This is a genomic window from Microvirga thermotolerans (assembly GCF_009363855.1).
GTDB classification, from domain to species: Bacteria; Pseudomonadota; Alphaproteobacteria; order Rhizobiales; family Beijerinckiaceae; genus Microvirga; species Microvirga thermotolerans.
This window is the reverse complement of sequence record NZ_CP045423.1, coordinates 3108601-3131727: the sequence shown is the minus strand read 5'-3', so window position 1 is coordinate 3131727 and position 23127 is coordinate 3108601. Positions and strand designations below refer to the sequence as shown.

Here is a 23127-nt window from a genome sequence, read left to right as displayed (position 1 = left end):
ACCGGATGAGAGCTGAGCGGCCGCCATTCCTCGCGGGGGGATTCCTGAAGCGCCTCGGCCTGTCGTCGCGCCTGCTGTTCCTGACCGTGCTCTTCCTGATGGTGGCGGAGGTGCTCATCTACGTGCCCTCCATCGCGAACTTCCGCCTGACCTGGCTCAACGACCGCCTGGCCGCGGCGCAGATCGCGGCGCTCGTGCTGGACGCCGCGCCCGATCAGAACCCCTCGGGCGAGCTCGAGATGCGAATCCTGTCCGGCGTCGGCGCCAAGGCCATCGCCATCCGCGGCGGCGGGCGGCGGAGCCTTCTCGCGACGGGGGACATGCCCGCGGAGGTAGCCAAGACCGTCGACCTGCGCAACGTCACCTGGGCCCGGAGCATCCGCGACGCGTTCGAGCTGATGCTCGATCCTCCCGCGCATCCGGTGCGCGTCATCGGATCGGGCATGGGGGTCGAGTTCGTGGAGATGCTGCTCGACGTGAGGCCGCTGCGCAACGCGATGCTGGTCTACTCGCGCAACATCCTTCTGGTCTCCCTGTTCATTTCCGGGCTGACCGCCGGCCTCCTCTATCTCGCCCTGCAATGGGCGATCGTGCGCCCCGTGCGGCGGCTGACGGGCAACATCGCCGAATTCTCCAAGCAGCCGGAGGATGCCTCCCGGGTCATCAGGCCGAGCGAGCGGACGGACGAGATCGGCCTCGCCGAGCAGGCGCTGGCGCGCATGGAGACCGCCCTTGCGGAGGAGCTGCGCCAGAAGCGCCGCCTCGCCGAGCTCGGGCTTGCGGTCAGCAAGATCAACCATGAACTGCGCAACATGCTGACCACCGCCCAGCTTCTGACCGACCGGCTGGACCACGTGAACGACGAGCGCGTGCAGCGAATCGCCCCGCGCCTGGTCTCCACCCTCGGCCGCGCCATCGCGTTCTGCGAGGCGACCCTGGCCTATGGACGGGCGACGGAGCGCCTGCCCCAGCGGCGGACGATTCCGCTGTCTCCTCTCGTGGACGACCTCGCCCACCTGACCGAACTCGCCCCGGGGCAGGGCATCGCCTTCGTCCGAGAGGTCCCGGAGGGCCTCGCCGTCGACGCGGATCCGGACCAGCTGTCGCGGATCCTGGTGAACCTCGTCCGCAACGCGGTCCAGGCCCTGAGCCGGGCGGGATCCTTCGAGGGGGCGCCGCGGGTGACCGTCGCGGCAAGGCGCGAGGGCGGCGAGGTCGTCATCGACGTCAAGGACAACGGTCCCGGAATTCCCGAGCGCATCCGGTCCGGGCTCTTCGCGCCCTTCCAGGGCTCCGTCGGGAAGGGCGGGACGGGCCTCGGCCTCGCGATCACGGCGGAACTCGTCCAGCTGCACGGCGGGAGGATCTCCCTCGCCGAGGGCGAGACCGGGACCTGCTTCCGCGTGGTGATTCCCGACCGCCGGACGGCATGAAAAAAATTTTGCTCCCCCTGCGCAGCTTCGTCAGAAAGAGGCTTGCCAACCCGATCCGAACCCTTTAATTCAGCCGTCCTCCGGACGACGCTGCTTCCTGAAGCAGCCGCCGAGCAAGCGCCCGTAGCTCAGCTGGATAGAGCACCAGACTACGAATCTGGGGGTCAGAGGTTCGAATCCTTTCGGGCGCGCCATCTCTCTTCGATCAGCGTTGCGCTGCTTTGAGGAAGGACTATCCTCGGCGACCGGCCGTCAGGTTCGGGCTCCGGGGCATGACATTGCAGTTCGGCTTGGGGCCATAGCTCAGTTGGGAGAGCGCTTGAATGGCATTCAAGAGGTCGGCGGTTCGATTCCGCCTGGCTCCACCAAACCGGACGGCATGGGGCGTGCGGGTGTAGCTCAGGGGTAGAGCACAACCTTGCCAAGGTTGGGGTCGAGGGTTCGAATCCCTTCGCCCGCTCCAAATACAGATCGATGCGCGGGCGTAGCTCAGTCGGTTAGAGTGCCGGCCTGTCACGCCGGAGGTCGCGGGTTCGAGCCCCGTCGCCCGCGCCAGTCGATCCCGGCGGAGAACCGCCCCCTCTCTTCCCCTCATCACGATTCCGAAGACGCCCGGAACGGGGCCGCAACCTTAGCCACGTCTGCGCGTTTCCTGTGAGCTATCGGACAGGGGAACATGTCATGCATATCATCTGGACTATCATCATCGGGTTCGTGGCCGGCGTCATCGCCAAGCTGATCATGCCGGGGCGCAACGAGCCCTCCGGCTTCATCCTCACGACCATCCTGGGCATCGTCGGTGCGTTCGTCGCCACCTATCTCGGCCAGGCGATCGGCTGGTACAGGGCGGATGAGGGCGCGGGCTTCATCGGCGCCATCGTCGGCGCCATCGTCGTCCTGTTCATCTGGGGCCTGATCGCCGGACGCAGCCGCTCGACCTCGTCCTACTGAGCGGGGCGGCTCAGCCGAAACGACGAGGCTGCAGGGCGAGCTCTGCAGCCTTCTCTGCGTTGCATGCTTCCTCGGCCTTCGAGAGGGGCAATCCGTCAGCGAAGGCGGGGAGGCGTGTCCTCGGGGCCGAACAGGGCCGCCTTCACGGGGCAGTTGCCGACATAGCCCCGCCAGGCGAGGTAGGAGCCCCCGAGCAGGGCGGCGACGTTCAAAAGCGGGTTGGGACGGGGCTTCGCGCCTGCCGCGGCCAATCCGAGACCTGCCACGATATAGGCGGCACGCTCCATGGTCGTCAGATTCTGTTCGTCGGAAGTCGCGTTCGCCACGTTCGTTCTCCTTTGAAAAACCTCAACCGCAACGCGACGCTCGTCCGTGTTGTTCCAGTCCCGCAAGAGCCCCGCGAGCCGCGCGGCTGCAGTTCGGACAGGGCGCGGAACCAGGCACCTTGGCTGTCGTTGAGTCCACGCTCAACAACCGTTCGATAAGGAGTCCCCGCCATGCCGAGCAAGGAAAAGACCCTGCAGGACCTGTTCCTTCACACCCTGAAGGACGTCTACTATGCCGAGAAGCAGATTCTCAAAGCCCTCCCGCGGATGGCGAAGAATGCCGAATCGGAAGAGCTCAAGCAGGCCTTCGAGACCCACCGCGACGAGACCGAAGGGCAGATCGAGCGTCTCGAGCAGGTCTTCAAGCTTCTCGGCAAGCCGGCCCGCGGCGTGCAGTGCGAGGCCATCAACGGGATCATCGAGGAAGGCAAGGAGGTCATGGAGGACTTCGCCGAGAGCGAGGCGCTGGACGCCGGCATCCTCGCCGCCGCGCAGGCCGTCGAGCATTACGAGATCACCCGCTACGGCACCTTGAGGACCTGGGCGAAGGAACTCGGCATGAACGATGCGGCGAAGCTTCTCGAGCAGAACCTCGAGGAGGAGAAGAAGACCGACCAGCTCCTGACGAAGCTTGCGGAGGCGCGGGTCAACATGAAGGCCGCGTAGCCGCTCCGCCGTCGGAACCTTGAAGAGCGCCGCGCTCTCATCAGCGCGGCGCTTTCGCTCGAATGGCGGCCGGAGCGGGCGCCTCAGTGCTTCGACTCGGAGCCTGCCCGGCGCGCCGTGCTCAAGGTGAGCCGAAGCTCTCCGGACGCGTCGACGTCGAGGCGGGCCCGGAGCGCGTCCGGCCTTTCCAGGAGATGCAGGAACGCCAGGATCCGCAGGCGCGAGATCGGCGGAAGTTCGGCGATGGCGCGGAGGATGTCGTCGCCGAGGGCAAGCATCAGCTCCTCCCGGAGGATCGTGCCGCAGGGCCGGTCGTCACGCGGCCGCATGGGGCACCCGTTCGACGATCGTGTCCGCCAGGTCGCGCCGCACGAGGCAGGGGCCGCGCAGGCCCGCAAGACCGCGCAGGTGCTCGAGGCTCCGGTGCGAGACGGCGATCGAGACGGCGAGGCAGGGCTGGTTCTCGATCAGCGTCGGAAGGCCGAGCGGCCTCACCTTGAAGCCGGCCTGCTGCCAGCGCGGCAGCCACCACATCTCGACCACGGCCGTTACCTCCGTGATCCCCTCGTCCAGGCAGAATTGCTGGAAGGCTGCGAGCAGCCGGCAATCGGTCCGGCCCATGCGCCGCTCCCGGACGACGAAGTAGCGCGTGCACTCGAAGACGGTTCTGCCCCGCAGAGGCTGTCCGCGCACGAGGTGCGGAAAGGTTTCGCTGATCATGTGCGGCAGCAGGGTCGGGTAGAGCCGCAGGCCGCCCACGGGGCGGTCTCCCTCCAGGGCGATCAGATAGATGGCGGCGTCGTTGTCGTAGGCGTCGATGTCGCGACCGTCGCCCCTGTCGAGGTTGCGCCACCCCCGTTCCACGACAAACACGTCGTGGCGCGCCCGGTGATAGGCATCGAGGACGCTCCGATAGGACGATCTGTTTTCCGCAGTGATGACGTGGACCGATGTCATGCCGATGACCTCCGATGACCAGGAGGACTCTCCACGGCGGGCGCGGAATGCCTATTGTAGGAAATTACAGTGTCGCAACGTCAGAGCTGGATGAAGCGGTGCTGGAGGGCCCTGGCGACCGCGTGGGTCTTGTTCACCGCCCCGAGCTTCTGGCAGGCGCTGGCGATATGGGCGGTGACGGTCCGCTCCGTCACGCCCATGATCGTTCCCGTGTCCAGGGCCGACTTGCCCGCCGCCGCCCAGCGCAGGGTTTCCCGCTCGCGGGCGGTGAGCGGATTCGCGTGGAGCGGGGGAGCCAGGATCTGCCGAACCCGCTCGAAGGCATACATGGCCATGAGGTGGATCGCCGGCTTGGTCTGGGGATTGAGGTCGAGCCTGCGGCCGCTCATGGACAGGCAGGCCTCGTATCCGTTGAGCCCGTGGATCGGCAGGCAGTAGCCCTCCTGCATCCCGAATTCCCGCGCCTGGTTCATCACCTGCGCCGCCAGGGGCTCGGAGACCGGATCGTAAGCGGCTTCCGACCACTCGAAGGGCTGGACCGTCTGGCGGCAGAGGCGGATGACCGGATCGTGGCGGTCGTAGGACCGGGCCGTGTAGAGCCGGTACCACTCGACGGGCCATTTCTTCAACAGGACGAGTCTCTCGATCCGCTGGTCGGGATGGGGCAGGCCGGTGACGATGAAGTTCTCGAAGCCGAAGCGGGAGAACGAGGCCTCCATGGCATCCACCACGCTCTCCGGCGCCGTCAGCAGGTCGAGCCCTTCGATGAAGGCGAAGGCCTCTTTCGCGTAGTCGATGCTGCGGCCGGTCACGAAGCAACCCCCCCTGAACGATGCAATTATTGCGGGAATATGATATCTTTTCAACTTTCGGTTTGAGATCGGAAGCTTTGCGGCTATGGTGGCGCCATTCAAGGAGGTCCCCGTGCAGAAGAAGTCCCCGGGTCCGATCGACAGGCACATCGGCGAGCGCCTGCGCCTTCGCCGCATCTCCCTCGGGATGAGCCAGGAAAAGCTGGGCGAGGCGCTCGGCCTGACCTTCCAGCAGATCCAGAAGTACGAGAAGGGGGCCAACCGCATCGGGGCGAGCCGGCTCCTCGCCGCCGCCCAGGTCCTCGGCGTCGGAATCGAGTTCTTCTTCGACGGGCTCCCGGACCTGGAGGCCCCGGCCGGATCGGGGGAGCGGATCGTGAACGCGTTCCTGCTGATCCCCGAGAGCGAGCGCCTGGTGCGGGGGTTCATGCGTCTCCCGGACGGGGAGGCCCGCAGAAGGGTCGCCGATCTCGTGGACTGGCTGGCCTCCGGCCGTTGATCCGGGCGGTCAGGCCCGCGCCTCGCCGACGTCGTCCGCCATGCTCGCTCCGCGTTCGCCGAGCGGCCTTTCCGGCCCGGCGGTCGTGTCCTGCGCGGTCTGGTGCTCGATCTCGGCGTTGATCTCCGCCCCGACCAGGACGACCCACAGGGACAGATAGAGCCACATCATGACGCCGATGATGGTGCCCAGCGAGCCGTAGGTGGCGGAGTAGTCGGCCCAGTTCGACAGGTACCACGAGAACAGGATCGAGAAGACCAGCCACAGGGCCGCCGCGACGACGGAGCCCGGCGTGATCCATCGCCACCGGGCGACCCTCCGGCTCGGGCCGTAGCGGTAGAGCATGGCCAGGCCGAAGAGCGCCACGCCGAACATGAGGAGCGCCGGCAGGACGGCGATCAGCGCCTCGCCCGCGAACCCGAGATGCAGGAAGCGCACGAGCAGGGGCACGCCGACGACGAGATTGATGAGCACGATGATGAAGACGATGGCTCCGAGGGTGAAGCACAGGGAGACGAGGAGAAGCCGGAGGAAACTCCTCTTCTCGGTCTCGTCGTAGGCGACGTTGAGGGCGCCGAGCAGCGCCCGCATGCCGCTGTTGGCGCTCCACAGGGCGAGGAGAACGCCGCCGGCGAAGCCGAGGCCGAGGGTGCTGGTGCGGTTGCCGATCAGCCTCTGGAGCTCTGCGCCGACGAGGTCGATCACGGCGGCCGGAACGTAGCCCTCCATGTCCGCGAGATGCTCGCCGATGGCGATGGGATCGGCGACGAGGCCGTAGAGCGAGACGAGAGCCGCGAGGGCCGGGAACAGGGAGAGAAGAATGAAGAAGGCCGTGGCCGCCGCCACCGTGCCGAGCCTGTCCTCCAGGATCTCGCCCCACAGGCGCAGGAGAATGTCCTTCCATCCGAGCCAGGGAATGTGATGGGGCCTCTCGGCCTCCCTGCCGCGGCCGCGCTCCCGGGCCCTGAGATGGTTCGCCCGGTCGGAAACCGCCTCGCTCATGCCGTCCTCTGCCGCAAACTTGTCCGTTGGGATGAACGCGGGCCCCGGACAAATGTTGCGGGTCCTCCCCACGGGACGCGACGGCGGAACCTGCTGCGCTTCAATGGGTTACTCCTGCGCGATCGGAAGAGGATGTCATGAGCGTGGGACAGCAAGGCAGCGATACCAAACGCCGGAACCAAGGCGAGGACGAGAACTGGGACGCGCTGAAGAGCGATGTCGGCGAGATCGCCGACGCCGCCATGGAGCAGGGCTGGCATTTCATCGACGCCGCCCGCGAGCAGGCGACGGACTATGCGGCCCGCCGGAAGGACGACGTGGCCCAGTCGGTTGCCGACTTCGCCAATTCTCTCAGGGAGTCGACGCGTTCCTTCGAGGACCGGCCGAATATCCAGGCCGTCGTCGACAGCGCAGCCGAAGGGCTCGAGCACCTGGCGGACACCATCCGCGAGCGCACCTTCGCCGATATCTTCAACGACATGGAGAATGTCGCCCGTCGGCGCCCCGCCACGGTGGCCGCCGTGTCGATGGCCATCGGCTTCCTGGCGGCGCGCTTCATCAAGAGCACGGCGGAGGACCTGCGCGAGGAGGCTTACGCATCGTCCTCCTCACAGGGCAGGACCGGCGGCACCCGCCGCGGCCGGGCGCCCCAGGCCCGTGCGCGGGCGACCGGCGCCGCCAGCTAGGAGCCGATCATGCCGGACCGTGACCATCAGACCATCCAAGGGCTCGTCGTCGAGGCGATACGCGAGAGCAGCGATCTCGCCCAGAAGGAATTCGCCCTGTTCCGGACCGAGCTTGCGGGCAATATCCGCACCCTCTTCGTCGGCCTCGCCATGGTGGTGGTCGCCGCGATCTTCGCCATCGCCGCGCTCATGCTGTTCACCGAGTCGCTGGTGAAGTGGCTCGCCACCGTCGTGGATTCGGAGGCGCTCGCGGCGCTGATCGTCGGCGGCGTCCTGGCGATCGTCGCTATCGGGCTCGGCCTCTACGGCCGGCATGCCATGTCCCTGACGGCTCTCACGCCGCAGCGGACCGTGCGCTCGATCAAGCGCGACGCCGAGGTTCTGTCCGAAAGGGTTGCCGGATGACGCAGAACATCGAGGAACTCGAACGGGACATCGAGCGCAGCCGGGCCAAGCTCGATCTGACCATCGACCAGCTGCAGAGCAAGCTGACCGTCTCGGGCGTCATGGACGACATGCTCGGGACGGTTCGCAACGGGCGCTACGGCCCGACCTTCGACCACATGCTGGCGACGATCCGGCGCAACCCGGTGCCCGTCATGCTCATTGCGGCCGGAATGGGGCTTCTGCTGTACCGGCTCGGACGCAAGCCGCGGGTGCGGACCCATGTCCGCGTGACGGCCGACGAGGACATCCCGGCCTATCCGGAGGAGCCGCGCCTCCACGAAACCGGCGCCTCGGCCTTGCAATCCCCGCAGGACGTCCTGGAGCGGCGGCGCGGCGTGAACATGCGGATTTGAATTCAACAGGAGATTTTCATGGCCGATCCGAAGAACGAAACAGGCAAGCAGGCGTCTCAGAAGAGCGGGTCCGACAGCGGTTCCGGCGGCAAGATCTCGGCGGGAACGTCCGTCGGCCATGTCGGCGAGTCTCTCATGCCGCATGCGCAGGACAACGGGAAGTCCGCTCAGAGCACAGTCCGCGCGTCTCACACGTCGCACCCTCTGGGCGGGCAGGACTCGGGCGGCAGCCGCTCCCAGGGTCAGTCCGGCGGAGTCACGGAGAAGGCGCAGCAGGCCGTCGAGCAGACGGGCGAGAAGGTCCGTGAGGCCGCCGAGCAGGCCCGGCATAAGGCTACCGAGGCCTATGAGAGCGCTTCCGAATGGGCGCAGGACACCTACGAGCGGGCTTCCGACTGGGCGTCCGACCGTTACCGTCACCAGCAGGAGCGGCTGGGCCACATGCGCGACCGCTCGATGAGGCAGTTCGGCCGTGCGCGGAACGGCGTCCAGAACTACATCGCCGAGAATCCCATGGTGGTCGGCATCGTCGGCCTTGCCGCAGGCCTCTTGCTCGGGGCGCTCCTGCCGCGCACGCGCCGCGAGGACGCGATGTTCGGGGAGTGGGCCGACGAGGTCCGCAACCAGGGCCTGCGCTATGCCCGCGCCGCGACCGAGCGGGGAAGGGAATACGTGGAGGAGACCTTCTCCGGCGACGAGGAGCGCTTCAGCCGCCACGAGAGCGAGTTCGAACCCGACCGGACCCGTTCCAATCCGCACTGACCGGCTCCGGCGCAACGTCCGGCCGACGAGAGATGGCACCGGCCCCGGCCGGTGCTTTTCGTTTATCCGCTGCGAATTCCAGAAGAAGAGCCGTTCCGGAGGAAAAGGCCAAAAAACAACGGCCACGGCGAAGTCATGCGCGTACATCCGGCGTCATGGCTTCGGCATCGTGACCGTATCCGGCGTCGATCGTCTCGCCGGGTTGAGGGAGAGATAGGGACCGCCCGCGACGCTTTCAAGAAGCTGGGGCGCAAATACTTTCCCGGTCAGGTTCCGCCATGTCCGGCTAATCCCTTTACCATAACTCTTCTGAATGTCCGGCCCCGGTTCCCAGGAGCGGAACTCCGCGGCTCTGAAGTCGTTCTCTCTGTGTTCGCAGAACAAAGTTGCGTCGGTTCGCCGGCGCCCGATTTCCAAGGCCGAAGTCCAACTGTTCGAGGGAGCCGGCGGGTGCGCGTTCTGATCTTGGAGGACGATCCCTTCATTGCGATGGACCTCCAGGCCCTCCTGGAGGAAAGGGCTCATGAGGTCGTCGGCGTCTACAGTTCGATCCGGGAGGTCTGGCCGCATCTCGATGACGGCTTCGACTATGCCCTGCTCGACATCGACCTGACCGACGGCAAGAGCTTCGACGTGGCGTCGGAGCTTCAGGAGAGGGGGATTCCCTTCTCCTTCGTCTCCGCGTCCGCCCCGCAGGAGGTCCCTGCCGGGCTGGAGCAGGCCTCCTTCATCGCCAAACCATTCGAGGACGAGGCGATCCTGTCTTCGCTGCGGATCGCCGCTTCGGCCCTGCCTCTGCATTGAGGCCGCGCTCCGCCGCGCCACATAGGCGCGAACCTCCGCGGAGGCAAAAATGCGCCCCGAAGCGGAACAAGCTCAGGCGTGGGGCGTTGAGAAGCGTCGAGTCGCGAGTTCCCGTATGATGGTCGAGGATCAGTCCACAGTTCTTCTCGTCGAGGACGAACCCCTCATCCGTCTTTTCATTTCGGACCTGCTCGAGGATGCAGGCTTCAAGGTCGTCGAGGCTGCGAATTCCGCGGAGGCGCTGACGATCCTGGAGGCCGGGCTGACGGTCGACGTACTGCTGACCGATGTGGACATGCCCTATGGGTGCAGCGGATTCGAACTCGCCCAGCAGGTGCACGCCCGGTGGAGCCGGACGGAAATCCTGATCATGTCGGGGCGGCAGTGGCCCTCCTGCGGCGATCTTCCGCCCGGAGCCGCCTTCCTTGCCAAGCCGTGCCCGAACGAAGCGATCGTCTCCCACGTCATTTCCGCGGCGGAGCGCACGAAGCGGCTTCGCAAAGCTGGCAATAAGGCCACTTCTTCCAAGGACTTGGCCGGCAATGTGGTCCCGTTCCCGAAAACCGCTTAATCGTTTACAAAACGGTCTTGCTGACCGCACGGCGCAAACATAAGCTCTGCCCCCATTGGCCATCTGACCGGCAACCGGCTTCAGGCCAGGCCGATGGACCTTCACAGACCCTTCCGCGGCTGCGAAGGGTTTATTCTCATCCATCCTCGGAGGAATCCATGCCGACCAAGACGACAGACGGAAAAGCCGGTGCGAAGAAGCCTGCGGCCAAGAAAGCGGCCGGGTCGAAGCCCAACGCTCTTCAACAGCCCCTGCAGCCGTCCAAGGAACTGGCGGCGGTCGTCGGCTCCAACCCGCTGCCCCGCGGCGAGGTCGTGAGCAAGATGTGGGACTACATCAAGAAGAACAACCTGCAGAATCCGGAGAACAAGCGCGAGATTCTGGCCGACGACAAGCTTCAGCCGATCTTCGGCAAGAAGAAGGTCACCATGTTCGAAATGAACAAGCACATCGCCCAGCACCTGAAATAGGCCGGCGATGTCATGTCAGGAATCCTGCCGCCACCGTTCGAGCGGCAGGATATCCGGCCTCTCCCCCGGCGCCTTCGCCCAGGGATCGACCGCCCATTCCGCGTGACTCCGCTTCTCGGCGATGATGGCGGTCGTATGCGGGTAACGCCCGTCGATGAATACGCCCCGCGACTGCGGGCGCTCCACCTCGTGATGCACCAGAAGTCCCTGATCCTGGAGCACCAGGAGCAGGCTCGTCGTGTTCGCCGCCTCGTCCACGCAGTCCATCTGCCCGCTCACGCCCGACAGGGAAGGCGGCGAACGCGGCGCGTCCGGAACGCTCCCGAACCGCCTCGCGAGATAGGACGTGTAGAGCTTCACCACCTCGCCGAGCGCCTGGCGCTCGGCGGCCGGCGAGGAGCGGCCCGTCCGCATGATCGCGCCGGCCTGCCGGAGCAGCGCCTCCTCCAGGGGGAGCACCGTGCGCCGCATGCAGCCGTATCCGTGACAGGCGACGATCCGTCCTCCGGCAGGGGGGACGTAACCCTGCTCCACGAACCAGGAGCGCGGCTCCTGCGCCGCCGCTGCCGTCGCCATGGCGAGGAGGAAGGGGAGCAATGACGAAATGAGATATGGCGTCCGCCGCATTATCTGAGTACCTATCGCACGGGTCGCTCGAGGCCGCAGGCCGTCCGCTAGGTTAACTAGGCGGCGCAGGCGCCGGGGCCAGGGGCGCCCGTCCCGTCCTGTCGAGGTTTCCCATGTCCCGCATCGTCTTCCTGAACGGCTCGTTTCTGCCTCCCGAAGAGGCCAAGGTCCCAATCATGGACCGAGGCTTCCTGTTCTCGGACGGTGTCTACGAGGGCGTGGGCGTGATCGACGGACGGCTGGTCGACAACGAGGCCCACCTGGAGCGTTTGGAGCGTTCCCTCCGGGAGATCCGCATCGACAATCCCTATTCCCGGAGCGAATGGACGCGCCTCGAGCAGGAACTCGTCCGCCGCAACGGCATGACGGAGGGGTTCCTTTACCTCCAGGTCACCCGGGGCGTCGCGGAGCGCGACTTCTTCTTCCCGCAGGGCGTCGCGCCGACCGTGACGATGTTCACCCAGGCGAAGGCCATCGCCGACACGCCGGCCGCCCGCGACGGCATCGCCGTGGTCACGGTGCCCGACCGGCGCTGGGAGCGCCGCGACATCAAGTCGATCTCCCTCCTGGCCCAGGTGCTCGCCAAGCAGGAGGCCAGGGAGAAGGGCGCCCAGGAGGCCTGGATGGTCGAGGACGGCTACGTGACCGAGGGGGGCTCGTCGAGCGCCTTCATCGTCACGAAGGCGGGCAGCATCGTCGTGCGGCCGCTCTCCAACGCCATCCTGCCCGGCATCACCCGGCAGTCGCTGCTGCGGCTGTCCCGGGAGGACGGAATCGTCCTCGAGGAGCGCCGGTTCACGGTCGAGGAGGCCTATGACGCCGCGGAGGCCTTCCTGACCAGCGCCTCGAACTTCGTGGTCCCCATCGTGTCCATCGACGGGCGCAGGATCGGCGACGGCAAGCCCGGACCGATCACCAAGCGGCTGCGCGAGCTCTATCTCCAGATGGCCCGGGAGCCGGCCGTCGCGGCCGAGTGATCCCGGTCCTTTCCGGAACCTCTCCCCGGGCGGTCCGTTCTCCCTGAAAGGAGCGGACCCCATGAAGCGATGGATCATTCTCGCGGTCATGACGGCGGCCGGACCGGCGGGGGCCTGGGCCCAGAATCAGGCTCCTGTCCTGCCGCCCCAGGCGCCGAACATGCCCGCGCCGCATCAGATGCCGGCGGAGAAGATCGAACCCAGCGATCCCTCCCAGACCGGTTCCACGGGAACCCTGAGCGACAAGCTCGAGAAGAGCGACGGGGTAATCAAGCCGCCTCCGACCGCGACGCCGGACATGACCGTCCCGGCGCCGGTGCCCGATCCGGGCACGACCCGGGTCATCCCCCCGCCGGGAAGCCCCGGGGGCAACCAGAGCCTCGACCCGAAATAGGAAAACGCGCAACGGTTCGCAATCGTGAACGGCGAGCCGCGCCGCGGCTCTCCGGTCGGCCCGTCAGGGTGCAAACCCGCTCTCGACCGCTTGGAAAAGCTCTCAGCCGGCGCGCCGGCGTCGGCCGGGCCTGGCCGGCTGGTCCTTGGCGCCTTGATCCTTGGCGCCTTGATCCTTGGCGCCTTGATCCTTGGCGCTCTGGGCCTTGCCGTTCCGGCCGCCCGCCCTGCGATCCTTGCCGTCCGTGACGATCCGGTCGGCCAGTTCCACGATCTGGCGGCGCAGATCGTCGATCCCGGCGTCCGCCGGCGGTTGCGCGGAGGGCCCGTCCTTCGCGCCCTCCGCTGCGGCGAGCTTCGCCGTGAGGGCGGCGACGGCGGAAGCCTTTTCATCCCGCTCCGCTTCCAGCTCGCGGATGCGCTGCTCGAGGATCAGCCCGCGCTCCTGCTCGGCCGAGAGGCTCCTCGCAAGCTCCGTCAGCCGCTTGCGCTCGTCGGAAAGCTCGCTGTGGCGCTCGTTGAGGGCGCGCTCGAAATCGTTGCCGCGGGCCGTCTGGGTCATGAGCCGCGTCTCGAGGTCGGAAATCGTGATCCGCTTCACGTCGAGCTCGCCCAGGGCCGCGCTCAGCCGCTCCTCCGCGTCCCTGTGGGCCGCATCGCGCTCCGTCGCCCTTTCCTCCGCGCGTTCGAGGGAAGCCCTCGTCCGGGTCAGGTCCGACTGCGCGCCGTCGAGCTCCCGCCGGGTGTTGGAGAGCTCGTCCAGGGTCGCCCGGTGCGCGTTCTCCAGGGCCGCCAGGGTTTCGCGCGCGCCTGCGAGGGAGGCGCGGGTCTGCGCCAGCTCCTCCGCGGTCGCGGCGAGGGTGTCCTTCGTCGCCTTCAGCTCGGCCTCCAGGGCGGCGATGGTCCCGTCGCGCTCGGCAAGCGTGTCCGTCAGCTCCTGGATCCTGAGGGCGCGGCGGCCGAGCTCCTCCATGCTCTCGTGCTTGACCGCCTGGGCTTCCTCGGCCTTGCGCTCGAGCCGCCGCTGCAGCACCGCGAACTCCGCCCGCAGATGATCCTTCTCCGCGGTGAGCTCCTCGATGGACATGGGGAACAGGGCCTCGGCCCGGCGGCGCGCCAGGCGCTCCGCGCGGCCGTTGATCGCCGGGATGACGAGAAGCGCGATCAGGGTTGCCGCGAGGAACCCCAGCGCGAAGATCATGACGGTCTCGATCACGCGGACTCCAAACCTCCAGGTGCCGAGCGGTAACGCTCAAGCACCCAGTCTTGTGCCCGCGCCGCCCTCCGGAAAGCCCTTTCTAGCGCAGATCAGAAGGGATTCCAGGTCGGTTCGGGGGTGAACTTCAGATATCCCATGTTGATCCCGAGGCGGGCGCCCACGCCCGACCGGATCGGCACCACGACCATTTCGTCCGCCGCGGCGGCCGAGATCCCGAACCCCCCGACGAAATAGGCGGAGCCGTCGATCCCGACGAAGCGCTTGTAGAGGGCGTTCACGGCCGAGAGGTTGTAGACGAGCATCATCGTGCGCGCCCCTTCGCCGCCCACGTCGAAGCCCAGGGAGGGACCCTGCCAGAAGACCCGCCGCTCGCCCGCATTGCGGGTGAAGAGCTTGCCCTCGCCGTAGCGCAGGCCGCCGAAGAACGCACCCGAGGCCTCCTGCCCGAGGATGTAGCCGTTGGGCTCTCCCCAGCGCCGGACCGCCTCCTCGACCGCCATGGCGAGGCCCCGCGATGCGGAGCCGAAGAACTTGTGCCCCGATTCGACGAGATCGTTCGAGTTGTATGAGTTCGGCGCTGTAGGGGCGGGGTAGCTGGAGCGGGACACCTGCGCCGGCGCCTGCGTGGCGGAAGCCCCGAGAAGGGCCGCGGCGAAGGCCGCCGTCAGGAAGATGGTTCGCGAGCCCATGAGCAATCTCCTCGCATGAGACGCCGGCGGCGGAGCGCCGGCAGGAAAGTGCCGGATCGACCTGCGGGCCTTGCGCCCTGGCCGGAACGGTCCTGAGCACCGTCGACGGACCGTTTTAAGGCCGTCAACCCTAACAATCTCTGTACGGCAGCCCGGAATCTGCCGAAGGGTCAACAGGAGACGGGGAGAGCGAGGCGGGGAGCGAGGGCGACGTCGCCCAGGGCGGCGAAGGGGCCGTTGCGGTAGTCGCGATCCCTGTGCCCGTAGGTCAGCCTTGCGCCGCCGGGCCCGACGACCCGCCCGCCGGCGCAGGAGAGGATGTGGTCGCCCGCCGCCGTGTCCCATTCCATGGTGGGGCCGCAGCGGACGTAGACGTCCGCCTCTCCCGAGGCGATCAGACAGAATTTCAGGGCGGACGAGGTCATGCGCCGGGTGCCGATGGAGAGGGTGGCGAGGCAGGCTTCCGTCGCGCGGTCGCCGTGCCGCCGGCTGACCAGGGCGACGAGGCCGTTCTCCGGCGCGGCCCGCGCCCGGACCGGCTGCCATGCGATGGAAGCCTCAGCGGTGTCCGGGACGGCTCCCGCCTCGGCCCTCGTTCCCGCGATCCAGACCTTCCCGAGCGCGGGCGCGGCCACCACGGCGCAGACCGGGCGATCCCTGTGCACCAGGGCGATGTTGACGCTGTACTCGCCCGTCCCGTGAATGAAGTCCCCCGTTCCGTCGAGGGGGTCGACCAGGAAGAAGTAGGTGTCGGTATCCGCGCGGCTCGCCGTCTCCTCGGCGATGACCGGAATGCCGGGCCAGGCGAGGTTCAGCTGCCTGAGAATGATCTCCTCGGAGGCGAGATCCGCAAGGGTGCAGGGCGTGCCGTCGTCCTTGACGTACCTGTCGACGAGGGCATGCTCCATCCGGCGCAGGACATGCCCGGCCTCGATGGCGATGGCGGCGAGCCGCCGCGCCAGAACGTCCATGTCGCTGTCGTCGAGGCCTGTCATGATTGCGCCGCTCGGCCGGGCATGAGGGATCCTTACGCCTGCTTTTCAAAGAACTCGGAGGCGGGTATCCCGGTTCACGTTCTCTTTCCTCTTGTCGTCTAAGTTTCGCAGATCGAAACCCGATTGTGCAAGCCTTGGACCGAGCCGACGGTCATTCCGGAGCCCTCATGGCCACGATTTCTCTCGATTCCCTCGATCTCGCCGCCCTCCTGTGTTCGCGGGTGTGCCACGACGTCATCTCCCCCGTCGGGGCCATCGTGAACGGTCTCGAGGTGCTCGAGGACGACAACGATCCCTCCATGCGCGAATTCGCCCTGGAACTCATCGAGAAGAGCGCCAAGCAGGCCTCGGCCCGCCTCCAGTTCGCCCGTCTCGCCTTCGGGGCCGCGGGCTCCGCCGGGGCGTCCATCGACCTCGGCGACGCCGAGCAGGTCGCGCGCGGGCTGTTCCAGGACGACAAGATCTCCTTCGCATGGTCCGCGCCGCGGCTGCTGTTCCCGAAGAACCGCGTCAAGCTGCTGCTGAACTTGATCATGATCGCCATCAACGCCATCCCGCGCGGCGGGTCGATCGCGGCGAGCGTCTCGGGCGACGCGGAGAAATGCGAGTTCATCATCCGCTCGAAGGGGCTGAACGCGCGCATCCCCGCCCATGCCGAGGCGCTGCTCGCGGGCGAGTCGGAGACCGGCACCGTGGATGCCCACGGAATCCAGATCTACTACGCGGGCCTGGTCGCCCGTGCCTGCGGCATGAACGTCGCCTTCGCCATCGACGGGGACGAGGTCACGCTGCGGGCGACGTCGGCATAGGCGCCGAAGGCGGAAGCGACGTTTTCCGGCCTCTTCCGCAAGCCGCACGCAGAGGGCCTCCGCCTTCGGATACCTGCGGCGGAGCCAGGCCGCCGCCAGGTCGCGTGAAGTCCTGGGGAGGGACGACGTGGAGCCGATGGTCTTCGCCGCCGTGCTGCTGGCGGCCGCCATGCATGCAGGCTGGAACGTGGTCGTGAAGGTCGGCCTCGACCGGTTTTCCTCCGTCGTGCTGCTGGCGCTGTTCTCGGCGCTGATCTGCCTCGCGCTGCTGCCGTTCGTTCCGGTTCCGGCCATTGCATCGTGGCCGTGGATCCTCGCCTCGGCGGCGATCCATACCGTCTACAAGCTCACGCTCATCCGCGCCTACGAGCATGGAGACCTCTCGCAGGTCTATCCGCTGGCGCGCGGCACGGCCCCGCTCGTCGTCGCCATCGTGAGCGCGATCTTCCTCGGAGAAGCGGCGACCGTCACGAAGCTCCTGTCGATCCTGCTCATCGGATGCGGCGTGTGCCTGATGTCGCTGCGCGGCGGCGCCGTCGGGCGGATGCCGCCGAAGGCCTTCGCCTTCGCGCTCGCGACGGCGGCCTGCACGGCGGGATACACCCTCGTCGACGGGATCGGCGCCAGGATCTCCGGGACGCCCTCCGGCTTCATCGTCGCCCTGTCCATCGTGGACGGGCTTCTCACATGCCTTTACGCCGTTTCCCGGCGCGGCGTGGGCATCGTCGCGCAGCTCGTTCCCGCCTGGCGCGCGGGTCTGGCGGCGGGCGCCATGTCGCTGGCTTCCTACTGGATCGCGGTCTGGGCCTTCACCCGCGCTCCCATCGCCCTCGTCGCGGCGCTGCGCGAGACGAGCGTCCTGTTCGCGGTGGCGTTCGCGGTCCTCTTCCTCAAGGAATCCGCGGGCGCGGGGCGCATCGCGGCGGCCGTCGCCATCGCCTGCGGCGTCGTCCTCATGCGCCTGTGAGGCGCTCCATCCCCGGAACGCGACCAGAATGGCGCCCGCGGCGACCGGCGCGACGCCGGTTCCGTTCCACGCCGACAGGCGGCGCTCGCCGGGATCGCATTCCATCCCTGCCGCTGCCGCGCCCCGGTCCGGATCGCGCCGAGCGCGAGCAGGACGATTCCGGTGCGGATGAAGGCGGCGGACAGGGCGGCCGAGAACTGCCAGGATGCGAGGAGGAATCCCGTCGGGCTACTCCGTCCGAAGGCAGCCCTCCCATTCCGAAGCACCGGACGCGCGTTCGAATCCGTGGCGATGCGCCGGGTTCCGCGATGCCGCATCCTTGCGTGCGACGCCCGATTCCGCGTCCGCGCCTGGAAGCTTCAAGAAGAAAAGCCCGGCGTTCGGCCGGGCTTTGCAAGGGTGGGGGATCTCCGTCAGACGGCGATCCGCTCGTCCGATTCGCTCGGCTCGCGCAGCACGTAGCCGCGCCCCCAGACCGTCTCGATGTAGTTCTTGCCTTGAGAGGCGTTGGCGAGCTTCTTGCGCAGCTTGCAGATGAAGACGTCGATGATCTTCAGCTCCGGCTCGTCCATTCCGCCGTAGAGATGGTTGAGGAACATCTCCTTCGTCAGGGTGGTGCCCTTCCGCAGGGAGAGGAGTTCCAGCATCTGGTATTCCTTGCCCGTCAGGTGCACGCGGGCGCCGCCCACCTCGACGGTCTTCGTGTCGAGGTTGACCACCAGGTCGCCGGTGGTGATGACCGACTGCGCATGTCCCTTGGAGCGGCGCACGATCGCGTGGATGCGGGCGACGAGTTCGTCCTTGTGGAACGGCTTCGTCAGGTAGTCGTCGGCGCCGAAGCCGAGGCCCTTCACCTTGTCGTCGGTGCCGGCCATCCCGGAGAGGATCAGGATCGGCGTCTTGACCTTCGCCACGCGCAGGGTGCGCAGCACTTCGTAGCCCGACATGTCGGGGAGATTCAGGTCGAGAAGGATGATGTCGTAGTCGTAGAGCTTGCCGAGGTCGACGCCCTCTTCGCCGAGATCCGTCGCATAGACGTTGAAGTTCTCGGACTTCAGCATCAGCTCGATGCTTTGCGCAGTTGCGCTGTCGTCTTCGATGAGAAGTACGCGCATGTTTATTCCCCAGCCCTTGCCCTTGGGCCACTGACCAGCCGGTGGCTGCCCATCCGCCACAGGGCCTGTGGCGGATGCCCTCTTGAACCGATTCGCAACGCTAGTTCAGAATGGTTAACAAACCCTGATTCAGACAGGCAAGCGCTTAACGACTTGAGCCTCCCGCCCTGCCGTCGCAGGCCTCTGCCCTGTGGATTTCGCACAACCATCCGAACCCGTGCCGCAAGATCGAAACCCTTTGCTTTCCGGGAATTTGCGTCCCGGTCGGCGGCACCCCACCAAGGATGCCGCCAAGACGGATCCAGTGTTAACGCGTTCGGTAAACGAAAGGTTGACGGTCCTCGCCTGTGGATAGATCGGTGCCAGCGTGACTCATCGCACGGCAACCTTTCGCGGGGATTTCCACGGGCGCGGTAAGGAAAGTTCAACTTCCGTGTCGGATGGTAAATCGCACCCGGCGGATAACTGAGCGATCTGCACGGGCATGGGAAACAGCGACGTGTGGAGTTGAATCAAGATGAAGTCGCGGGATACGCTCATCCGCCTCAAGCGCTTTCAGGTCGACGAGAAGCGTCGGAAGGTTGCGCAGATCGAGATGATGATCGCCGAGTTCGACCGCATGGCGGCGGAACTCGATCGCGAGATCGCCGCGGAGGAGCAGAAGGCCGGGATCTCCGATCCGAACCACTTCGCCTATCCGACCTATGCCCGCGCGGCGGCGCAGCGGCGCGACAATCTTCGCCAGTCGGTTCAGAATCTTCATGCCCAGCTCGACGACGCGAAGGCGGAGCTCGGCGAAGCCTTCGAGAATCTGAAGCGCGCCGAAAGCCTCGAGGACCGCGAGCGCGGCGATCCGGCGCGGGAGGCCGTCGCCGTCCAGGCCGCGCAGCCGCGTGCCATGCGCGCCTCGGCATAGCAAGAGCTGTCTTAACGTTTCTGAGGGCGCGCCTCGAGAAGGGCGCGCCTTTCGCGTTTCCGGTCAGAGCTTTCCCAGGACCGGCACATGCGCTCCCGCCTGCGGGGGAAGGCGCCCGGTCAGGCGCGGATCGTCCGCCACCTCGATCGCTCTCTTGTAGGGAACGAAGCCGGCGCGCCGGTAGAAGGCGAGGGCGTCCGGGTGGTCGAGGGAGCAGGTGTGGACGAAGAGCCTTTCGACGGGCTTCCCGAAGGCCCGGCGAACCGCCTCCTGGATCAGGAAGCGTCCGGCGCCCCTGCCGATGGTCTCCGGGACAAGGCCGAGGAAGGCGAGTTCCGCTTCGCTGTCGTGGCGGAAATCGAGTTCGAGAAGTCCGATATCGGCATCGCCGTCCCTCAGGACGTCGACCTCGACCCGCGGGTCGGCGAGGATCGCCTCCAGTTCCTCCTCCGGCATTGCCGCCCGGCTGAACCAGAGCCACGGTTCCCCGATGCGCCGGAAGAGCGCGCGGTAGCGCGCCGCATCGCTGCGGATCCGCTCCAGGGTGAGGCCGGGCGGTGCCTCGGGGCGCGGCAGGTCGGGAGGGCGGCGCATGTGCAGATAGGTCACGACGGACGCGATCTTCCCATCCGGCAGATCGGTATAGCCGTTCAGGTTCAGCGCAACCGAGGAAGGATTTTCCATCGGGCCGGTCTCCGTCTCCTGAGGCGAGGTCCTTCCCGCCTCCTGTGTCACGCCGGCCGCGCAAGGGCAATGGGGAGGGGATCTTCCGGCGTTCTCTCGATGCCGGGTACCGGCCGGCGACCGCTTCCGCCGACAGGCGGCTGCCTTTGCGTGAATCTCCGCCTGCCGCCGCCGACTTCCCCCTTGCGGGGCAAGGGCTTGTAGGGCACACAGGGGTAAGTGCGAAGGAGCCGTCCGCCTCGATGAAAAATGTGCGTGAGTTCGTCTGGCCCGTGATCGGGCTGCTGGCGGTTGGCGTGTCGGGTTGGCTCCTCTACCGTGAGCTCCGCGGGCTTTCCCTCGACGACGTCTGGGAGAGCCTCAAGGCGGTGCCGCCGCACCGCTATCTCCTGGCCGCCCTCTCGACCCTCGTCGCCTACGGCGCCCTGGCCTGGTACGACCGCATCGCGCTGCTCCACCTGGGCGTGCGGCACATCTCGTGGTTCTTCGTCTCGGTCACGTCGTTCACGACCTATGCCCTGTCCCACAACATCGGCGCCTCGGTCTTCTCGGGCGCGGTGGTCCGTTACCGGGCCTATTCCTCGAAGGGCCTGAGCGCCGCCCAGATCGCCGTGCTGGTCGCCCTCTGCTCCTTCACGTTCGGCCTGGGCACCATCCTCCTCGGCGGCGTCGTGCTCACCCTCGATCCGACGCTCCTGCACCGTCTCGAGGACCTTCTGCCCAGCGTCCTGACCAACCCCGCCACGGCGCGGATCGTCGGCTTCGTCCTCCTCGCCTTCGTCGTCCTCTATGTGGCCGGCTCGATCCTGCACCTGCCGCCGCTGGTCGTCCGCAAGGCCAAGCTGGAATATCCCCGCCCGGCGATCCTGTGGCGTCAGCTGCTGGCGGCGCCTCTCGAGCTCCTGGGCGCGGCGGGCATCATCTTCTTCGTCCTCCCCTCCCATCTCGAACCGAGCTTCGTGGTCGTGCTGGCGGTGTTCCTCGCCTCCTTCTCGGCAGCCCTGGTCAGCCACGCGCCCGGGGGGCTCGGAGTGTTCGAGCTCGTCTTCCTCACCGCCATGCCGGACATTCCGAAGCCCGACGTTCTGGCGGCGCTGATCGTGTTCCGCGTGTTCTACCTGCTGATCCCCTTCGCCCTCTCGCTGATCGTCGTCCTCCTGTTCGAGCGGGCGCGCCTGGCGCAGGCCTGGCGCGGGCGCGGGCAGCCCGGGGACGGCCCGCCGCTGCCTCCGTCGCCCCTGGTCTGATCGCCTGCGGGTTTCCATGCGGGCTTTCTGGCGACGCCTCGGCTACGGCCTTTCGACCCTTCTCGGCGGGAAGCCGCGGGGCTTCTTCATCCCCTACCGCTATGCCGGGAGCGTCTCGGCAGCCGGATACCCGGCGCTCCGCCCGCTCTTCGAGGCGGCCCGGCCGCGCTTCGCGGAGGTCCTCGAGGCCATCGAGTCCCACGCCGAGGAGCTGCGCCTCATCGCCGGGGGGAGGGGGCCGGCGCGGTTCGACCAGGACTGGTTCCCCCGCCTGGACGCCGCGGCGGCCTATGCGATCGTGCGGGGCGCCCGACCGCGGCGGATCGTCGAGATCGGTTCGGGCCACTCGACCCGGTTCATGGCCCAGGCCGTCCGGGACGGGTGGCTTTCGACCCGGATCACGTGCATCGATCCCGCCCCCCGCGCCTCCCTTGCGAAGCTCGACGTGACGCACCTGGCCATGCTGCTGCGCGATGCGGGTCCGCGGCCCTTCGAGACCTTGGAGGCCGGCGACATCCTGTTCATCGATTCCAGCCACATCGCCATGCCCGGGACCGACGTGGACCGGCTGTTCCTGGACGTGCTGCCGCGCCTTGCCGGCGGCGTTCTGGTCCATGTGCACGACATTGTGCTGCCGGATGCCTACCCCCGGGAATGGCAATGGCGGGGCTACAACGAGCAGCTTCTGGTGGGGGGCCTTCTCCAGGGCGGCGCCTACGATCTCGTGTTCTCGAGCCATTTCGTGGCCAAGGCGATGCTGGGAGAGCGCGGGGCCGGGCTCCTTTCGGACCTGCCCCTGAAGCGCGGGGCCCTGGAGACGAGCCTCTGGCTGCGCAAGCGCTGATCCCGAGGGGCCTCAGCAGGCGCCGCCACCTCTGGCCTGGCCCGGCTCGGGCACCGCGAAACCCGCTTCCGCATATTCGTTCAGCTTGTTGCGCAGGGTGCGGATGGAGATGCCGAGGATCCGCGCGGCATGGGTCCGGTTGCCCCGGCAGTAGTCCAGGGTATCGAGGATGAGGTGCCGCTCCACGTCCGCCACGGTCTGGCCGATCCGGATGACCCGCCCGGCCCCTGGGCTCCTCTCGTCCGGCGCCGGGTCGGCGGCCGGCGGCAGGGGAGCGGGGGAGGAGGTGAAGGCGAAGCTTTGCGTCACGAAACGGACCTGTCCATGCAAGGGGCCTGGAGGACAATTGTCCGGCGATGGTTAGCAAAGCCTTAACGATAAAGCGCACATGGAAAAGGCGCGGCCCCGGCGGAGCCGCGCCCTCCGCAAAAGCGCGCCCGGGCTTACTGCCGGTAGTGCTGGATGCGCGTGGTGCGCAGGCCCGCGAGCCCGTGCTGGTCGATGGAGAGCTGCCAGCTCAGGAACTCCTCCGTCGTCAGCGTGTAGCGCTGGCAGGCCTCCTCCAGGCTGAGAAGGCCGCCGCGGACCGCCGCGACGACCTCCGCCTTGCGGCGGATGACCCAGCGGCGGGTGCTCGAAGGCGGAAGATCGGCAATCGTCAGGGGGCTGCCGTCGGGCCCGATGACATACTTGACCCTCGGGCGGTGGGGTTCGGTCATGATACGCTCACACAAAAATATTCAACGACCTTGTCGCGACCGACGTTAGGCGAAGCCGCTTAATGTTTTCCTAAGCGGGCCGGGGCCGGGCCCGCGGCGCCCCATTTCGGCCTCAAGGGTTAACGGGGCGTGACGTTTCGGGCCTTCCGGCGGTCTGGAAGATCGGCCGCCCAAACGCTATAGAGGA

30 protein-coding genes, 4 tRNA genes and 1 pseudogene are annotated in these 23127 nt (G+C 67.3%); 22 read left to right on the top strand and 13 right to left on the bottom strand.

What is annotated here, in order from left to right; translation table 11 throughout:
- The first annotated feature begins 5 nt into the window (after positions 1 to 5).
- The 6 genes from GDR74_RS14910 to GDR74_RS14885 all read left to right on the top strand — a co-directional run bounded on the left by GDR74_RS14910 (position 6) and on the right by GDR74_RS14885 (position 2384).
- Positions 6 to 1433 carry a sensor histidine kinase gene (locus GDR74_RS14910; protein WP_152587035.1) on the top strand — a complete coding sequence of 476 codons (1428 nt, stop codon included), beginning with the start codon at positions 6 to 8 and terminating at the stop codon, positions 1431 to 1433.
- A gap of 117 nt (positions 1434 to 1550) precedes the next feature.
- Positions 1551 to 1627: transfer RNA gene (locus tag GDR74_RS14905), tRNA-Arg, on the top strand.
- 98 nt (positions 1628 to 1725) lie between these two features.
- Positions 1726 to 1801: transfer RNA gene (locus GDR74_RS14900), tRNA-Ala, on the top strand.
- Between the two features lie 20 nt (positions 1802 to 1821).
- Positions 1822 to 1896, top strand: a tRNA-Gly gene (locus tag GDR74_RS14895).
- A gap of 15 nt (positions 1897 to 1911) precedes the next feature.
- A tRNA-Asp gene (locus tag GDR74_RS14890) sits at positions 1912 to 1988 on the top strand.
- Between the two features lie 126 nt (positions 1989 to 2114).
- Positions 2115 to 2384 carry a GlsB/YeaQ/YmgE family stress response membrane protein gene (locus GDR74_RS14885; RefSeq protein ID WP_152587034.1) on the top strand — a complete coding sequence of 90 codons (270 nt, stop codon included), beginning with the start codon at positions 2115 to 2117 and terminating at the stop codon, positions 2382 to 2384.
- Positions 2385 to 2479: 95 nt separating this feature from the next.
- On the opposite strand, the gene GDR74_RS14880 is transcribed toward GDR74_RS14885, so the two are convergent.
- Positions 2480 to 2710 carry a YgaP-like transmembrane domain gene (locus GDR74_RS14880; RefSeq protein WP_281349023.1) on the bottom strand — a complete coding sequence of 77 codons (231 nt, stop codon included), beginning with the start codon at positions 2708 to 2710 and terminating at the stop codon, positions 2480 to 2482.
- Positions 2711 to 2881: 171 nt separating this feature from the next.
- Here GDR74_RS14880 and GDR74_RS14875 point away from each other — a divergent pair, with 171 nt between their 5' ends.
- The gene (locus GDR74_RS14875; RefSeq protein ID WP_152587033.1) at positions 2882 to 3376 is read left to right on the top strand and encodes a YciE/YciF ferroxidase family protein; all 495 of its coding nucleotides are present in this window, start codon (positions 2882 to 2884) and stop codon (positions 3374 to 3376) included.
- A gap of 83 nt (positions 3377 to 3459) precedes the next feature.
- Here the strand turns inward: GDR74_RS14875 and GDR74_RS14870 are convergent, their stop codons facing one another.
- From GDR74_RS14870 to GDR74_RS14860, 3 genes are all read right to left on the bottom strand, one after another.
- On the bottom strand, positions 3460 to 3705 hold the full coding sequence (locus GDR74_RS14870) for a hypothetical protein (protein WP_152587032.1): 246 nt from the start codon (positions 3703 to 3705) through the stop codon (positions 3460 to 3462).
- Positions 3692 to 4333, bottom strand: a complete 642-nt coding sequence (locus GDR74_RS14865; protein ID WP_152587031.1) for an acyl-homoserine-lactone synthase — start codon at positions 4331 to 4333, stop codon at positions 3692 to 3694. Before GDR74_RS14865 ends, GDR74_RS14870 begins: the two co-directional genes overlap by 14 nt.
- A gap of 80 nt (positions 4334 to 4413) precedes the next feature.
- Entirely contained in the window at positions 4414 to 5145 is a 732-nt protein-coding gene (locus GDR74_RS14860) for a LuxR family transcriptional regulator (protein WP_246179608.1), read from the bottom strand.
- 112 nt (positions 5146 to 5257) lie between these two features.
- Between GDR74_RS14860 and GDR74_RS14855 the strand changes: the two genes are divergently transcribed.
- Complete coding sequence (locus GDR74_RS14855; protein ID WP_246179606.1) at positions 5258 to 5644, top strand: helix-turn-helix domain-containing protein; 387 nt, start codon at positions 5258 to 5260, stop codon at positions 5642 to 5644.
- Between the two features lie 9 nt (positions 5645 to 5653).
- Here GDR74_RS14855 and GDR74_RS14850 read toward each other — a convergent pair whose 3' ends face one another.
- Positions 5654 to 6646, bottom strand: coding sequence for a YihY/virulence factor BrkB family protein (locus GDR74_RS14850; protein ID WP_152587028.1), 993 nt, complete (start codon positions 6644 to 6646; stop codon positions 5654 to 5656).
- A gap of 137 nt (positions 6647 to 6783) precedes the next feature.
- Between GDR74_RS14850 and GDR74_RS14845 the strand changes: the two genes are divergently transcribed.
- The 7 genes from GDR74_RS14845 (at position 6784) to GDR74_RS14815 (ending at position 10739) form a co-directional block, all read left to right on the top strand.
- Complete coding sequence (locus GDR74_RS14845) at positions 6784 to 7332, top strand: hypothetical protein (protein ID WP_194164554.1); 549 nt, start codon at positions 6784 to 6786, stop codon at positions 7330 to 7332.
- Positions 7333 to 7341: 9 nt separating this feature from the next.
- Entirely contained in the window at positions 7342 to 7737 is a 396-nt protein-coding gene (locus GDR74_RS14840) for a phage holin family protein (RefSeq protein WP_152587027.1), read from the top strand.
- Positions 7734 to 8132, top strand: coding sequence for a DUF3618 domain-containing protein (locus GDR74_RS14835; protein ID WP_152587026.1), 399 nt, complete (start codon positions 7734 to 7736; stop codon positions 8130 to 8132). Before GDR74_RS14840 ends, GDR74_RS14835 begins: the two co-directional genes overlap by 4 nt.
- Positions 8133 to 8150: 18 nt before the next feature.
- On the top strand, positions 8151 to 8894 hold the full coding sequence (locus GDR74_RS14830) for a hypothetical protein (RefSeq protein ID WP_152587025.1): 744 nt from the start codon (positions 8151 to 8153) through the stop codon (positions 8892 to 8894).
- A gap of 450 nt (positions 8895 to 9344) precedes the next feature.
- Positions 9345 to 9698 (top strand): response regulator, encoded by a 354-nt coding sequence (locus GDR74_RS18245; RefSeq protein WP_194164553.1) that lies wholly within the window; start codon positions 9345 to 9347, stop codon positions 9696 to 9698.
- Between the two features lie 49 nt (positions 9699 to 9747).
- Positions 9748 to 10269 carry a response regulator gene (locus GDR74_RS14820; protein WP_246179604.1) on the top strand — a complete coding sequence of 174 codons (522 nt, stop codon included), beginning with the start codon at positions 9748 to 9750 and terminating at the stop codon, positions 10267 to 10269.
- A 158-nt stretch (positions 10270 to 10427) separates the two neighbouring features.
- Positions 10428 to 10739, top strand: coding sequence for an SWIB/MDM2 domain-containing protein (locus GDR74_RS14815; RefSeq protein WP_152587023.1), 312 nt, complete (start codon positions 10428 to 10430; stop codon positions 10737 to 10739).
- A gap of 15 nt (positions 10740 to 10754) precedes the next feature.
- On the opposite strand, the gene GDR74_RS14810 is transcribed toward GDR74_RS14815, so the two are convergent.
- Positions 10755 to 11366, bottom strand: a complete 612-nt coding sequence (locus GDR74_RS14810) for a hypothetical protein (RefSeq protein ID WP_152587022.1) — start codon at positions 11364 to 11366, stop codon at positions 10755 to 10757.
- 113 nt (positions 11367 to 11479) lie between these two features.
- Between GDR74_RS14810 and GDR74_RS14805 the strand changes: the two genes are divergently transcribed.
- Positions 11480 to 12343, top strand: coding sequence for a D-amino-acid transaminase (locus GDR74_RS14805; RefSeq protein ID WP_152587021.1), 864 nt, complete (start codon positions 11480 to 11482; stop codon positions 12341 to 12343).
- A 61-nt stretch (positions 12344 to 12404) separates the two neighbouring features.
- A complete protein-coding gene (locus tag GDR74_RS14800) occupies positions 12405 to 12737 on the top strand; it encodes a hypothetical protein (RefSeq protein WP_246179596.1) in 333 nt (110 codons plus the stop codon).
- 102 nt (positions 12738 to 12839) lie between these two features.
- Here GDR74_RS14800 and GDR74_RS14795 read toward each other — a convergent pair whose 3' ends face one another.
- The 3 genes from GDR74_RS14795 to GDR74_RS14785 all read right to left on the bottom strand — a co-directional run bounded on the left by GDR74_RS14795 (position 12840) and on the right by GDR74_RS14785 (position 15639).
- A complete protein-coding gene (locus GDR74_RS14795) occupies positions 12840 to 13952 on the bottom strand; it encodes a coiled-coil domain-containing protein (protein WP_152587020.1) in 1113 nt (370 codons plus the stop codon).
- Between the two features lie 92 nt (positions 13953 to 14044).
- Positions 14045 to 14644, bottom strand: a complete 600-nt coding sequence (locus tag GDR74_RS14790; RefSeq protein ID WP_152587019.1) for a DUF1134 domain-containing protein — start codon at positions 14642 to 14644, stop codon at positions 14045 to 14047.
- Positions 14645 to 14814: 170 nt separating this feature from the next.
- On the bottom strand, positions 14815 to 15639 hold the full coding sequence (locus tag GDR74_RS14785) for a 3'(2'),5'-bisphosphate nucleotidase CysQ family protein (protein ID WP_152587018.1): 825 nt from the start codon (positions 15637 to 15639) through the stop codon (positions 14815 to 14817).
- Between the two features lie 167 nt (positions 15640 to 15806).
- Between GDR74_RS14785 and chpT the strand changes: the two genes are divergently transcribed.
- Positions 15807 to 16448 carry a histidine phosphotransferase ChpT gene (gene chpT / locus GDR74_RS14780; RefSeq protein WP_152587017.1) on the top strand — a complete coding sequence of 214 codons (642 nt, stop codon included), beginning with the start codon at positions 15807 to 15809 and terminating at the stop codon, positions 16446 to 16448.
- Positions 16449 to 16584: 136 nt separating this feature from the next.
- Positions 16585 to 17415 (top strand): EamA family transporter, encoded by an 831-nt coding sequence (locus tag GDR74_RS14775; RefSeq protein ID WP_246180184.1) that lies wholly within the window; start codon positions 16585 to 16587, stop codon positions 17413 to 17415.
- 413 nt (positions 17416 to 17828) lie between these two features.
- Here GDR74_RS14775 and ctrA read toward each other — a convergent pair whose 3' ends face one another.
- Positions 17829 to 18530, bottom strand: coding sequence for a response regulator transcription factor CtrA (ctrA, locus tag GDR74_RS14770; RefSeq protein ID WP_152587015.1), 702 nt, complete (start codon positions 18528 to 18530; stop codon positions 17829 to 17831).
- Between the two features lie 517 nt (positions 18531 to 19047).
- Between ctrA and fliJ the strand changes: the two genes are divergently transcribed.
- Positions 19048 to 19446, top strand: a complete 399-nt coding sequence (gene fliJ / locus GDR74_RS14765) for a flagellar export protein FliJ (RefSeq protein WP_152587014.1) — start codon at positions 19048 to 19050, stop codon at positions 19444 to 19446.
- A gap of 63 nt (positions 19447 to 19509) precedes the next feature.
- Here fliJ and GDR74_RS14760 read toward each other — a convergent pair whose 3' ends face one another.
- A complete protein-coding gene (locus GDR74_RS14760) occupies positions 19510 to 20130 on the bottom strand; it encodes a GNAT family N-acetyltransferase (protein WP_194164552.1) in 621 nt (206 codons plus the stop codon).
- Positions 20131 to 20372: 242 nt separating this feature from the next.
- Between GDR74_RS14760 and GDR74_RS14755 the strand changes: the two genes are divergently transcribed.
- Positions 20373 to 21377, top strand: a complete 1005-nt coding sequence (locus GDR74_RS14755; protein WP_152587013.1) for a lysylphosphatidylglycerol synthase domain-containing protein — start codon at positions 20373 to 20375, stop codon at positions 21375 to 21377.
- A gap of 16 nt (positions 21378 to 21393) precedes the next feature.
- Complete coding sequence (locus GDR74_RS14750; protein WP_152587012.1) at positions 21394 to 22221, top strand: class I SAM-dependent methyltransferase; 828 nt, start codon at positions 21394 to 21396, stop codon at positions 22219 to 22221.
- 12 nt (positions 22222 to 22233) lie between these two features.
- Here the strand turns inward: GDR74_RS14750 and GDR74_RS14745 are convergent.
- Positions 22234 to 22428: pseudogene (locus GDR74_RS14745) on the bottom strand (helix-turn-helix domain-containing protein); the annotation flags it as partial.
- Between the two features lie 236 nt (positions 22429 to 22664).
- The gene (gene sciP / locus GDR74_RS14740; RefSeq protein ID WP_109595385.1) at positions 22665 to 22940 is read right to left on the bottom strand and encodes a CtrA inhibitor SciP; all 276 of its coding nucleotides are present in this window, start codon (positions 22938 to 22940) and stop codon (positions 22665 to 22667) included.
- Positions 22941 to 23127 lie beyond the last annotated feature (187 nt).